Below are 12,371 nucleotides of genomic sequence, written 5' to 3' on the forward strand. Positions count from 1 at the left end.
TTAAGTAAAACCATCAAGCTGCAACGGACCTGCAACTCCTGCGGCTTGAAGCAAAGCGGGTAATACCACCCCTGCAGGCCCAACGAGCATTATCTCTTCCGCCCCGTCCATCCCCACGTCGTCAAGGTTCACATGGATCACGGTTGCCCCGGCCGCCAGAGCCATATCTGGAATACCGGCTGCCGGCATGACTACGCCAGATGTACCCACCGAAATCAGCAAGTCACAGGCTTCCACAAGCCTTACTGCTGAACGCCACGCATCCTCTGGAAGATTCTCTCTGAACCAGACCACCCCAGGGCGCAACCTCCCGTTGCATCGAGTGCACCGCGGAGGCTCGATCATCTGTCCCGCCGGGGGAACCGCCAGTTGATCTGGTGATAACTCTGCTGGCCGGTGGCATCCGAAGCATTTCACGTCCATCAAGCGGCCATGAAGGTGTATCACCGAACTGGAGCCGGCTCGTTCATGCAGATCATCAATATTCTGGGTAACGACAGATACGTTCCAGCCAGCATCAGCTATCCGTGGAATAGATAGATGAGCCAAGTTAGGTTTGGCCTGGCCAACCTGCTGCCGGCGCCAAAGATACCAGCTCTAGACGAGAGCTGGATTTTTGCGAAAGGCGTCCGCTGTTTCGAGACGCTGAGGGTCATGCTTCGCCCAGAGGCCTGTCAGCTTGTCGCGGAAGGTCGGAATTCCGCTGTCAGCAGAGATGCCAGCACCCGTGAAAAAAACGACCCTCTTGGACCTGCGCAAAGCCTCAGCAGCTCTTTGCAAATTGCTCATTGGACACACCTCAGCCCCGCAGCGGGGACTCCCTTGCAGTAAACACGGTAACGGCCGCACATCCCAGCTAAAGCACTCGCGTTTGATCGGAAAACCAAGCGTAGAGCGCAGGGTGCCGCATACTGCTGCTACCGCTCTAGTAAACCTCCAATGGATTTCAGCTACCCGACCTACAGCTATCTCTAGCCCCATCGCGGGAGGTGCATATGACCACTCCCTTTGCTCACATCCAGACCCGACATGAGCCTTCAACCGCCCTGAATAAAAGCAAGGTCGCTTTGGTTGCTACCCTGTCGATTGAAGCCAATTCAGACCGGACGATCGATGCTTACCTTGGTGGCCTGCAGATGTACAACGATCTATTCGAGTGGCGGCTGGATGAATACCCCCAGGAAGCGCTAGATCTCATCATCGACTGCTTTCTCCCCGCAGAGTCGGTGCCTCAATCCATCCTGAAGAGTGGCGTTTCAGCCGGGCTCATCCGCTCCAGGGTCTTCCAAAGCGGAGACTGGATATCAGGCAAGCAATGGCTTCAGCTCGCATCTACCTCCACCCCAGGGGGTGGAGTTGACCCCGACCAGCTACTGGCTGATGGTCAGATCTTCTCGCTTCGACCTGGGAAGGTCGACTTCTTCCCCGCTTATGCTTTGGACGGTAGCAACGGCTATCAACCGATCAGCAGCCTTTGCGACGTATTGTCCGTTCTCTCGACTCGCATGGACGAGTGGTCTATGGCGGCTTGGTTCCAATCAGAAAATTCGTCTCTGGGCGGTATCGCCCCCAAAGCCTTGCTGTCATCCGCCCCAGAATGGGTGCTAGCTGCGGCAAAGAAAAAGCCAAGAGGAAGACGTGTGATTAGATGAACGGCTTCAGATTGCATACCGTGACGCGCCCGATGGATAGTGTCTCAGGGGATCAAGATGAGCAGTCAACCAGCTCCCCGCAACGATCGTAACTGGCGACCCGTCTTCCATGATTGCTATTCGACGGTGATCAAGGCGGTTGATGCTCGATATGACGTTCGCGGTTATTTGTTATCAGAGTTGGTGAAGCTGTGCCTGAAAAATCGGGCCACAGTTCCGCTAGCCCGGCGAGCCTACTACGAGGGATGCGTTCAGAAGGAAGCCATAGCTTTTCTGGAGCGTTATACCTCCCACTTGCTATTCGGCCCAGGCGGCCGACTCTCGCCGCAGGAATACCGATACGGCGCATATTGATGCTCTCCAAGGCCCAACTCTGGCGTAATCATTTGTCCCAACGTTGGCAGAGGCTTCATGATGAAAATCACTGGTCGTGTAGAAACAGAAGCGGTGGTCGACGTGAGCTGCGACGTATGCGGCTCCTCCACACGTTTGGAAAACGGCAGCCTGCAGTATGGGGTGCTCCAGGCGCACTGGGGCTTTGGTGCACTGCATGACGGAGAGCGCTATGAGGTACACCTATGTGAACCTTGCTTCTTCCAAACCATCGCTTACCTCAAGCAAGAGCGGCGCACAGCCAACATGTTTGAAGGTGATCCGCAGCAGCCCGAGGATGACTTCGGCCTCGCTTCCAGGGATGACTTCTTCCGTGATGGTCATTGATTTGAAAGCCAAACCAGCCATGCTACTTCGGCTTTTTAGGTGAGGACGGGGACTGTGAGTCCACGTATCGATGGAAGGCTAGTGCTAGGTCTTCGTCGGTCGCCTTTGGAAGCGGTTTACGACGAGGCGCTTTGACCGGAGCGTTCTCATCCGGTTGGGTGATCTGCCTCAGTAGGGTGCGCTCAGTCTCGGTAGCCGACGAATCGAAGACCCTTGTCTGTACACGCTGATCACGGTCTGTCCTGTTAAAACTCACCACGTTCGACTTGTATTCAACAGGTAAGTCAAATGGACAGCGCAGGTCCAAATGCCCGCCTTGATTGCCTTTGCTAATGGCCAACAACTGCAGTTCTTCGACCTCTTTCGAGCTGGTGGTATACGCGCTCGATCGGTAAGCCTTGTGGAGGTCGTCGATTTCAATCCGGTTTCTGCCAGCGACTCGGCATTCGATGTAGGCAAGCTTTGGAGTTTGTAGTGTCACAGCCTCGCGGAGGTGAGCTTGAGCACATTCACAAGGAAGTCATCAAATTCGATTCGGCTTGGTTCGAATCTCTTATCCGGATGCCGGTTGATCATCCTTATCGCAGAATGGATAGAGTGAAGATGGCCCGGGAGGAACTGGGCGATCTGCTGGAGCTGACTCAGGCCTGAGGAGGCCTGCTGTAAACCACTTTTTTTCACTGTAAACCACAGTGGTTTACAGTGAAAAAAGTGGTTTACAACGTAGCTATGACACGCGCCCTGGCCACTCCCCAGGCCAGCGCGCTCCTCATTGGTTCGTTCAGCCGGACGTCGAACACCTGTGCTGCTCGGGGCCTTGCCACGCCGCGGTGTCCTATAATTCATCTTCAGCTGAATGGAGCAAAATGTTGTGAAGCGCACATTCATTGGAATGGTCGAGGCTGGTGAGCCACTGATGAGGCAAGCGCTTGAAGCTATCCGACAGGCCCACGAAGCGGAGGCTGCTGGATTGCCAGACCTTGAGGTACAGCGTCTTCACCTATTGGCAGATTCGCTCTATCAGGCGGTCATTGATTTTCAGCTCCTCAAAGCAGGTAAACCACCGTCGACTATCCAGTGAGGACCTGCCGCTACATGACGAAAAAGATACCAGCTCTTCTCCCCGACCACCCCATGTATACCGACGCAGTGGATGCGATGAAGCAATACCACGAGGCGCAGGCTTCTGGCTCATCTGCCGAAGAGGTTGAGCGCCTGCGTCAAATCGCAGAATCACAATTTCGGGCTGTCAGCGAGTATCAGCTCAACGCTCTGGGATATCAGTCTCGTCGTCCGCACTGAAGGGATAACCGATCCGGAGGTAGCTTCAGAATCCATCAAGCCAAGCGGAAGACTCACGACGCGGTCCGATTGATCAGCGAGACGGTCGGGAGGGTTTGCACACAGCCCCAAAAAAAAAGCAGCTCCCGAGAGCTGCTTTTTTCTTACTCCCCCTTTTTGTGCTTGTGGGGTTTCAGGTCCGGATGGTCCTTCTGCTTTTCAGGGGTGACTCGCTGCCTTTTGTCCGGAGTGCCATCTTCATTGGTGCGCTTTGGGCCTGGCTTGATGCTCATGCAAAACTTCCTTTTCCGCTTGGGTTGTTGAATGCAGCTATGTAATTAGTCCAGCTTCTCTCAGCTGTCAAAGCAGGCTGGTGCAGAACCGCCTGGCCGATGATCCGGTCCACATCGAACATTCAGAGGCCAGAATAAGAGCCTCCGACAAAGGGCTTACAAGGGGCAGTGAAATCCAGCGCTGAGCGATACGAAGACGTCTGGACGTTCATCATGCCGAGCACGGTGTGGAACAGGTTGTCGTGGCTCAGCGGTGACGTGGTTTGAGCTTTCAAACAACCCACGTTGACCTTTTCGCTCTTCGCGAGCGAGTCAGACATCCAAAGTACCAACGGCACCTTTGTTTGCTCGTCAGGAGCCATCGCGTAAGGCAGCCCGTGTAGATAGAGCCCACCCTCCCCCAGCGATTCGCCGTGGTCCGAAACGTACATCAGCGCAGTGTCGAACTTGGTGTTGGCCGCCAGGATATCGATGAGATTTGCAGTCACATAATCGGTGTAGAGGATTGAGTTGTCGTAGGCATTGACCACCTCCTCCTGCTTACATTTGTCGAGCTCGTTGGTCTCGCACACCGGTGCGAATTTCTTGAATTGCGAGGGGTAGCGCTTGTAGTAGGCCGGGCCGTGACTGCCTTTGTAGTGGAGCACCAGGACAGCATCGCCTTCCTGGCGCTTGATGAAGTCTTGCATCTCCGTGAGCAGCACCCCGTCCTTACACTCCTCGCTGGTGCACAGTTGGGAATCCGCGTGAGAGGCAGCCTTGTGGTTGGGAACCCTGTCGCAGACCCCTTTGCACCCCGAGTTGTTGTCAGTCCACATGACACTGATGCCAGCGCGTTGAAGCACGTCGAGCAGCCCTTCTCGGCTCTTGGCCAAGCCATCTTTGTACTGGGCCTTACCCACGTCCAGGAACATGCATGGCAGCGAGACCGCGGTAGCGGTACCGCAGGAGCTCACGTTCGTGAAGCTAATGACATTTCGCTTTTCTAGTTCCGGATTCGTTTCACGGGAGTAGCCGTTGAGGGAGAAGTTGGCGGAGCGAGCGGTCTCTCCTACTGCCAGTACCAGCAGCCTGGGTTTACGAGCCGCACCCTGTCGATTAACTACCGCATCAGTACCAATGGCCGTCAGCGTTTTAGGTGAGGCCAGCTGACGCTTCAGGTACCCATGGCCAGCCGCAAACAAGTTGGTAGGTACCAGAATCAGCCGGATCTCCCGATTGTTGCGCAGCAAGGAGGCATACGACTGGTACTGACTCAACGCGATGCCAGATAAGGTCAACAGAGCGAGCGACAGAGCAATGAACCTGCTGACCAAAGCTTTGGCCCAAGGCTTGCGCCGGAGGGGAACCCGGGCAATCAGGTAGACGGGCAACACCCCAACCATTGCGACCCAAAGACCGAGCTTCCAATTCAGCAACTCGGTTGCCTCAGCGACGTCGGTCTCCACAACGTTGGTGAACATTGTGTAATCGATCACGATGCCGTAGGCATTCATGAAGTAACTCGCAAAAGACGCGCTGATCAGTACCAGGCACAGTATGGGTTTGGCCAGCCGCCCCCATGACAGCAAGCTCAGAACGGTAAACACCCATGCGAATACTATGACTGGGAGGCTAGCCGCTAGCTGCCAGTTCACTTCATCGGTTTTGAATACCAGCTTCCAGAGCACGTTCCAGAGCTCAGCGTTCGCGAATAGCAGTAACCAAAAAGTCACCAGGCCGATTAGCAAATTAGTACTGATGCCTTTCTGCCGCGCATTGCGAATAGCAAAGATCCATTTGCTTAACAGGGTGTGAACAATGGATTTGGAAGGTGTCATTATCAAACTCTGGAAGCTGCTTATCCATGGCGGTAGCTATGGAGTTAGCGGGAGCTACAAGGCAAACCGTCGACAGATGCTGAGCGATTGCGCAATGTGCGGAGCGTCAGAGGCCTTAGGCCCCTAGGCGTTGGGGACGCTTAGTATGTGTGAGGCATAGGGATAAAAAGAGAAATGAATCTCGCTGAGCGCATTATTTCCGGGACCTGATAACGACACGATGACCTCGGGATTACAATGCTGACAGAAATCCAATTACTGCTGTTTTGATTGTCATTGATCACGCTATGATCAAAATTAGGGGGATACTACCCACCAAAAGCAATGCTCCGCTCAGCTAGATAAATTTAATTTCACAAACAAAACGGTTTCGTTTTGTCGTAGGCTAATTTTGAACTTTCAATTCAACTTACAAGTCTTTCTCGCGAGCAGAATATTATTTTCAACTTTTGCTCGTTAATATGTCACCCATCAATGAGGGGCGAATACCATGAGCTTTTTCAAAAACATCCTGGGCGGGCACCATGGCCGTGGAAACCACGGTGGAGGCAAGCACCACAGCGGGGGACATGGGGCCGAGCAATATGATCGCCATGGCCGGCAGCAGGGCTGCGACGGCGGTAATCAGGTGTATGACGGCGGGCGCCCTCCCACTCCTGCCCCCATCAAAGATCTGCAGGGCTGCAGGCAGTGCCGGACGGCCAACGATCCGTCAGCACGCTTTTGTCTAAACTGCGGAACACCGCTATCGAGTGGTTGCACCGCCTGCGGCTCGCTGCTGAGTGCAGGAGCAAGATTTTGCAGTCACTGTGGCCAAGCGACGCTCTAAGGCTAGGTAGACAGGAAGGCCAACGAGACCACAACCCTGCGCAAGGAGAAATACGTGGGTTCAAATCATGACCATGGCAGCGCTGCAGTACGCGAGGGGCATCAGAAGAAGCTAATCATGGCGCTCGGCTTGACTGGCAGCTTCATGATTGCAGAAGTGATCGGTGCGTGGATTACCGGCAGCCTGGCGCTGCTGTCGGACGCATCTCACATGTTCACAGATACTGCCGCCTTGGCGATCTCACTGATTGCACTTCAGATAGCCAAGCGGCCGGCGGATCAGAAAAGAACCTTCGGCTATGCGCGCCTGGAAATTCTGGCTTCGACGTTCAACGCCGTGCTGCTCTTCCTGGTGGCGATGTACATCTTGTATGAGGCCTACCAGCGCTTCTTCATGCCGGCGGAGATCGCTACCGGAGCGATGATGTGGATCGCAATCGCCGGCCTGATCATCAACCTAATTTCGATGCGCCTTCTGGCATCTGCGAGCAACGAAAGCCTCAACGTCAAAGGAGCCTACCTCGAAGTTTGGAGCGACATGCTCGGCTCGCTTGGCGTAATCATCGCGGCACTTATCATCCGCTTCACCGGCTGGACCTGGGTCGACACGATTGTCGCTGTGGCGATCGGCCTTTGGGTTCTGCCGCGGACGTGGCAGTTGCTTCGCGAAAGCCTGGGGATCCTCATGGAGGGTGTCCCGAGGGGGCTCGACGTTACGGCAATCGAGGCCACCATCCTCGGAGTAGATGGCGTGACGGACGTTCATGACTTGCACGTGTGGGCTGTCAGCAGTGGCAGTAACGTGATGACGTCGCACGTAGTGGTTCGGGATTCTGCAGATGGGGATGCTGTGTTGGCGGCCGTCGTGGATGCTGTCAGCGATGCATTCGAAATCCATCACTGCACCATCCAGATCGAGCGGGCAGCTTTCCACGAGAGCGTTCCCTCACCCTCGCACTGACCGATCGGTAAACACCATGCAAACACATCACCCTCCTGGCTGAGGGTGATGTTGCAAAAAAAATGCGGTGAGGGATGCCGTAAACGGCAGGAGCGCTTCAAGGGGGTTGGTGAATGGCTTCGCCTGCCCTCGTCAACAACCTCCAGAAGGCTCAGCGATGGCCTGGATCATCACGAAGTACCTACTCACTGCCGGTATAGTGATTCTCGTGTCAGAGCTGGCGAAACGCAGCGACAAGCTGGGCGGCTTGGTCGCCGCCCTACCCTTGGTCACGGTCGTGACGTTGGTCTGGCTCTATTTAGAGAACCAGAGCATGGAGAAGATCTCCAACCATGCTTGGTACACGTTCTGGTACGTGCTTCCGACCCTACCGATGTTTATTGCTTTTCCATTGCTGCTACCTAAGCTCGGCTTTTGGCCGACACTGATCAGCAGCATCCTCATCACAATGGCCAGCTTCGGAGGCTTCGCCATACTGCTGCGCCGGTTCGGCATTGAGCTTCTATGATCCGGTGGCCGCAGGGATCATCTTGATGAGTCTTAACGGCTATTAACACACTCGCCCTTCACCAGGTAGCGAACCATGTGCAGTTCGCCTTTCGAGTCTTCGTAGGTCATCATGCTTCTTACATTACCGCAGTACCGCACACTGGGTGATACATACACCAACTTACCAACGTCCAGGTCCATGCCATAGGCGTAGTCTTCTAGTTGAGGCATGGGCTTTTTTACGCGTTGAGCATAATCCGCTGTAGCCTCTCTAGCAGTACGCTCGATGCGTTTATTGATCTCCATACCGCTTTGGGCATTGGCTGTTAGTGATGTAAAGAGCAAAAACACGGCGATCGCTGATACAGTAGTGTTCATAAGAAGTCCCTTAATAAAAAAGCGCCCGTAGGGGGGCGCTAAAATTCACCTACCAAAGGAGCGTATGGTTTACAGGTGAATGCACTGGCGCGAACAACTGCTCGGTGCTCTTGCCAAGCTGCTTTGAAATGAGACAATTTCCAAAGCAGCGATGCCTCTTCCGCTGCCCTTAAACTAGCAAAGGAGGCTAACACCAAGATGATCGGGCAATTACAATTTGGACATGTAATAGATTGTAAGATAATTATTCGAGAGAATATCGAGCCGCCACGTGAACTAATTTGCAGAAAGGCGCTGCGGTTTGCGGCCGTGCATGGGGTCTGCCTGCGTGGCGCCCTCGATCCAAGGCCAGTACCAGTCCTTGCAAGCTAACGACCGAAATGCTGCCTGTCCTGGCCGATTCCACCTGCCAGGCGAATCTGTCATACACCGCCGCAGGCCCCAGAATCCGCTATGCTTAGGGGTGGAGCCTGCATGACTGTCAGAAATCTTGCGGCTACATTACAAATTTGTAGGATTTCGCCGCGGCCAGCTTCTTCGCGTTAAGATTCAAGCGTCCTCAGGTGACCCGGCGTATGGACAGAGGTAGCGACTACCACATGCCATACCCTCAGCCAAACTTTCGAACAGCCTGCAACCATAATCTTGGCGGATTAGGCCAACTCCTTCCTCACACCTTGAGATAAGTTATGCGCGTTCTAGTTGTGGAAGACGAAATTAAAACTGCCGAATATCTTCAGCAGGGCCTATCCGAAAGCGGGTATGTCGTAGATATCGTGCACAACGGTGTAGATGCTCTGCACTTGTTCAACACTAATGTCTATTCGTTGGTCCTCCTGGACGTGAACCTCCCGGGTATCGACGGCTGGGACCTGCTGGAAACCATCCGTAAGACCAGCCGGGTCCGCATCATCATGCTGACCGCCCGCGGACGCATCAATGACAAGCTCAAGGGCTTGGACGGCGGCGCGGATGACTACCTTGTGAAGCCATTCGAATTCCCTGAGCTGCTTGCTCGCATCCGTTCGCTGCAACGCCGTGGTGATGAGTTAGTCGAGAAGAGCTCGCTGAAAATTGCCGATCTGGAACTCGACTCCGTCCGCCATCGCGTCTTCCGCGGTGGCACACGCATCGATCTCACCACCAAGGAATTTGCGCTTCTGCACCTGCTCATGAGCCGAACGGGCGAAGCGCTGACTCGCTCTCAGATCATCTCGTTGGTCTGGGATATGAATTTCGATTGCGACACCAATGTCATCGATGTAGCCATCCGGCGCTTGCGCTCGAAGATCGATGAGCCGTTTGAAACCAAGCTCATTCACACGCTTCGTGGCGTTGGGTACGTTTTTGAGGAACGCGCATGAGGCCATTCAGCCTGGCTGCAAAGCTGGGGTTAAAAGTTGGGTTGATGAGCGCAGCGTTGCTGCTTCTGTTCGCCACCTTTGGCTATCTGATGGTAGGCAAGGCTCTGGAAAGAAATGCCAGAGCAGACCTGGAAGTAAAGATGGCGGGGATGGCTCACAACCTGTCCACCATCCCGGACATCTCCGGCGTCAACGCGGATGCGCATCAGCTTGTCGATTTGGTCATGGGCCACAACAACCTGTATGTGAGCATATTCGATACCTCACAGAATCAGACTCCCCTGCTCTCGATTGGCTCGAAACAGGTCAATCTGGAGGTGCACAAGTTTCAGCCGGCGGCCCAGCCCAAAGAGCACGAATGGCGTGATACGCAGGACCGTCCTCTGCTGAGTGCTTCTCGAATCATGCGTTTGGGCGATGGAACAGAGGTCAGCGTCTATATGACCATGGACCAGTCATCCAGTGAGGCGCTGCTCGATGCGTTGCTGACCTGGGCCTTGATGATGTCCCCCGTCATCCTCGCACTGATCTTGGCCATTGGCTGGTGGACTGTGCGCAGAGGCCTGCTACCACTGACCAAGTTCCTCAAGATCGCCTCGAAAATCTCAACCGAGAGCCTCGACCATCGCCTTCCAACTGATGGGATGCCGGCAGAACTCAAAATGCTCGCCGACGGCATCAACATCATGCTGGCTCGCCTGGATGATGGGGTTCAGCAGCTCTCGCAGTTTTCTGACGACCTTGCTCACGAACTTCGAGCACCGCTTTCCAACCTGATGGGCAAGGCCCAGGTTGCCTTGACCAGAGAACGATCGCTTTCCGAGTACCGGGAGGTTCTGGAGTCGTGCACAGAAGAGCTGGACCGCATGAGCCGCATGGTTTCCGACATGCTGTTCTTGGCCCAGGTCAGTCATCCAGCATCAATGGTGGAGTTCGAATCCGTCTCCTTGGTCGACGAGGTTCAGCGAGTGTGCGAGCTCTTCAGCATTTCAGCAGAAGAAGGCGAGATTCAGCTGCAGATCTCCGGCAGTGATGACGTGGTGCGCGGGAATCGCCTGATGGTTCAACGTGCCGTCTCGAATCTGGTCTCGAACGCGATCCGTTACTGCCCTCGCGGCCGCACGGTCTACGTTAAGGTGCAGCATAGTGCGAGCGGTACGACGTTGAGTGTCGGCAACCCCGGCCGTGGTATTGCCAAGGAACACCACGCGCACTTGTTTGAGCGGTTCTACCGTGTGGACAAGAGCCGAGCACGGAGCGAAGGCGGTACCGGTCTTGGCTTGGCCATTGTGCAGTCGATCATGAGTCTGCACCAGGGATCGGCGAGCGTGGAGGTGACCGAAGAAAACTTCACCTGGTTCCACCTTCACTTTCCGGAAGCCCAGCAAATGCAGCCGGCAATGACCGCCGCTTAAATTGCGCAGACACGATTAGGCCCGTCAATCGACGGGCCTTTTGTTTGCCTCAATGCATCAGTGCCGAAGGACCACAGGGTCCATGGGCGACCGCAGAATCACCGACTTAATAATCTTCTGTTCGTCAGGATTGGCGTTTTTCCACAGGTGTGAGAAGTACTGAGCATTCACTTTCTCTTGAGCACTTACGCTGCCGGCGGCATCGATCAGGCGCATGGTCGAGTAGACACAGATCAGCGCCAGAATGAAGAACGCCGTGGCGACCACCATCACATAACGCTTGGCCAGCACCGGTGCCCGCTTGAGCTCCTGGATAGAGGCGTCCGCCGCCTTTGTCGCTGCTGTAAGCTCCGAGATCAGTGGCTGGATGGCGGTGTCGACTCCGCGGCATGCAGCTGAATACGCTGATGCAGCGGCGCGCAAGGCAACCTCCTCCGCGTTCGACCAAGCCTTCTCCGCCTTTCGCACCTCCTCCTGAATCTGCCGGCCGACAGCGTCCACCTGCTCCACCAGTTCGTTCGACCTCTCCAGAACAGCGCTGGAGGTGCGCGTCTGCGAGGTCAGCTCATCGAGCTGGACAGTGAGTTTTTCAGTGCAGCGGCGAAAGTCACCGATAGCAACTGCCCAGGGCTCTATGTCATTCATGGCTATCTCCTAGGGCGGCCAACAACGCCGCGCTGAATTAACGCGCTAGATATCAAAATTGTAATTTAAGAGAAAATTCGAAGTCGCCCTCGACAGTGCCGAGATAGACATGATCCTTCCAGATTTGAAGATTTAACGCATCCTATCTGCAGCCAAAATTACGGAATTGTAATTATTGACTCACCTTGTCGTTAGCTTCGCGTTCCTAAACTACAAACCAACAAAGGCCGCTAATCAGGTTGGCCTAGTATGAACCGAGGTTCACAATGAAATTTGTCAAATCTATCGCTATTGGCAGCCTGCTGCTGGGTCTCATGGGTACCGCTTACGCTGAAGGCGGCTTCGAGCGAACGAAACAGTTCAACGAGAACTTCCGAACCGAACAGGCTCGCCTATGGAGCGATGACTCTTCGGACCAGAACAAACAACAAGTCGCTCAAGAGCAAAAGAAAGAAAGCAAGGATGGTAAGGAACAAGCCGACAATTAATCGGCGGTTAAATAGGACTTCAAATGACGAAAGAAAT

The 12,371-nt window shown here is 54.6% G+C and carries 14 protein-coding genes and 1 pseudogene; 10 read left to right on the forward strand and 5 right to left on the reverse strand.

Annotated elements, in window-relative coordinates:
• A pseudogene (locus tag AC5QPF_RS00160) lies at positions 1 to 789 on the reverse strand (SIR2 family NAD-dependent protein deacylase).
• A gap of 206 nt (positions 790 to 995) precedes the next feature.
• On the opposite strand from AC5QPF_RS00160, the gene AC5QPF_RS00165 reads away from it, so the two are divergent.
• The 4 genes from AC5QPF_RS00165 (at position 996) to AC5QPF_RS00180 (ending at position 3,674) form a co-directional block, all read left to right on the forward strand.
• Positions 996 to 1,652: a hypothetical protein gene (locus tag AC5QPF_RS00165; RefSeq protein WP_012312014.1), complete on the forward strand. Its 657-nt coding sequence runs from the start codon at positions 996 to 998 to the stop codon at positions 1,650 to 1,652.
• Positions 1,653 to 2,063: 411 nt separating this feature from the next.
• Complete coding sequence (locus AC5QPF_RS00170) at positions 2,064 to 2,372, forward strand: hypothetical protein (RefSeq protein WP_012312015.1); 309 nt, start codon at positions 2,064 to 2,066, stop codon at positions 2,370 to 2,372.
• Positions 2,373 to 3,228: 856 nt separating this feature from the next.
• Positions 3,229 to 3,453 (forward strand): hypothetical protein, encoded by a 225-nt coding sequence (locus AC5QPF_RS00175; protein WP_011953103.1) that lies wholly within the window; start codon positions 3,229 to 3,231, stop codon positions 3,451 to 3,453.
• Positions 3,454 to 3,467: 14 nt separating this feature from the next.
• Complete coding sequence (locus tag AC5QPF_RS00180) at positions 3,468 to 3,674, forward strand: hypothetical protein (RefSeq protein ID WP_011953104.1); 207 nt, start codon at positions 3,468 to 3,470, stop codon at positions 3,672 to 3,674.
• Positions 3,675 to 3,817: 143 nt separating this feature from the next.
• Here AC5QPF_RS00180 and AC5QPF_RS00185 read toward each other — a convergent pair whose 3' ends face one another.
• Both AC5QPF_RS00185 and AC5QPF_RS00190 read right to left on the reverse strand, forming a co-directional pair.
• On the reverse strand, positions 3,818 to 3,946 hold the full coding sequence (locus AC5QPF_RS00185; RefSeq protein ID WP_003253468.1) for a hypothetical protein: 129 nt from the start codon (positions 3,944 to 3,946) through the stop codon (positions 3,818 to 3,820).
• 122 nt (positions 3,947 to 4,068) lie between these two features.
• A complete protein-coding gene (locus AC5QPF_RS00190) occupies positions 4,069 to 5,766 on the reverse strand; it encodes a phosphoethanolamine transferase (protein ID WP_003298414.1) in 1,698 nt (565 codons plus the stop codon).
• A 490-nt stretch (positions 5,767 to 6,256) separates the two neighbouring features.
• Between AC5QPF_RS00190 and AC5QPF_RS00195 the strand changes: the two genes are divergently transcribed.
• From AC5QPF_RS00195 to AC5QPF_RS00205, 3 genes are all read left to right on the forward strand, one after another.
• Positions 6,257 to 6,595: a zinc ribbon domain-containing protein gene (locus AC5QPF_RS00195; RefSeq protein WP_071890582.1), complete on the forward strand. Its 339-nt coding sequence runs from the start codon at positions 6,257 to 6,259 to the stop codon at positions 6,593 to 6,595.
• A 54-nt stretch (positions 6,596 to 6,649) separates the two neighbouring features.
• Entirely contained in the window at positions 6,650 to 7,555 is a 906-nt protein-coding gene (locus tag AC5QPF_RS00200; protein ID WP_010951438.1) for a cation diffusion facilitator family transporter, read from the forward strand.
• A gap of 157 nt (positions 7,556 to 7,712) precedes the next feature.
• Entirely contained in the window at positions 7,713 to 8,063 is a 351-nt protein-coding gene (locus AC5QPF_RS00205; protein WP_011953105.1) for a DUF3147 family protein, read from the forward strand.
• Positions 8,064 to 8,095: 32 nt separating this feature from the next.
• Here the strand turns inward: AC5QPF_RS00205 and AC5QPF_RS00210 are convergent, their stop codons facing one another.
• Positions 8,096 to 8,422, reverse strand: a complete 327-nt coding sequence (locus tag AC5QPF_RS00210) for a DUF2790 domain-containing protein (protein WP_011953106.1) — start codon at positions 8,420 to 8,422, stop codon at positions 8,096 to 8,098.
• A 689-nt stretch (positions 8,423 to 9,111) separates the two neighbouring features.
• On the opposite strand from AC5QPF_RS00210, the gene AC5QPF_RS00215 reads away from it, so the two are divergent.
• Positions 9,112 to 9,786, forward strand: a complete 675-nt coding sequence (locus AC5QPF_RS00215) for a heavy metal response regulator transcription factor (RefSeq protein WP_015268421.1) — start codon at positions 9,112 to 9,114, stop codon at positions 9,784 to 9,786.
• The gene (locus AC5QPF_RS00220) at positions 9,783 to 11,201 is read left to right on the forward strand and encodes a heavy metal sensor histidine kinase (RefSeq protein ID WP_011953107.1); all 1,419 of its coding nucleotides are present in this window, start codon (positions 9,783 to 9,785) and stop codon (positions 11,199 to 11,201) included. The genes AC5QPF_RS00215 and AC5QPF_RS00220 overlap by 4 nt, the downstream gene beginning before the upstream one ends.
• A gap of 57 nt (positions 11,202 to 11,258) precedes the next feature.
• Here the strand turns inward: AC5QPF_RS00220 and AC5QPF_RS00225 are convergent, their stop codons facing one another.
• Positions 11,259 to 11,846 carry a hypothetical protein gene (locus tag AC5QPF_RS00225; RefSeq protein WP_010951442.1) on the reverse strand — a complete coding sequence of 196 codons (588 nt, stop codon included), beginning with the start codon at positions 11,844 to 11,846 and terminating at the stop codon, positions 11,259 to 11,261.
• 266 nt (positions 11,847 to 12,112) lie between these two features.
• Between AC5QPF_RS00225 and AC5QPF_RS00230 the strand changes: the two genes are divergently transcribed.
• Positions 12,113 to 12,334 (forward strand): hypothetical protein, encoded by a 222-nt coding sequence (locus tag AC5QPF_RS00230; RefSeq protein WP_010951443.1) that lies wholly within the window; start codon positions 12,113 to 12,115, stop codon positions 12,332 to 12,334.
• The last annotated feature ends 37 nt before the right edge of the window (positions 12,335 to 12,371 follow it).

It is taken from the genome of Pseudomonas sp. Con_6 (assembly GCF_059379395.1).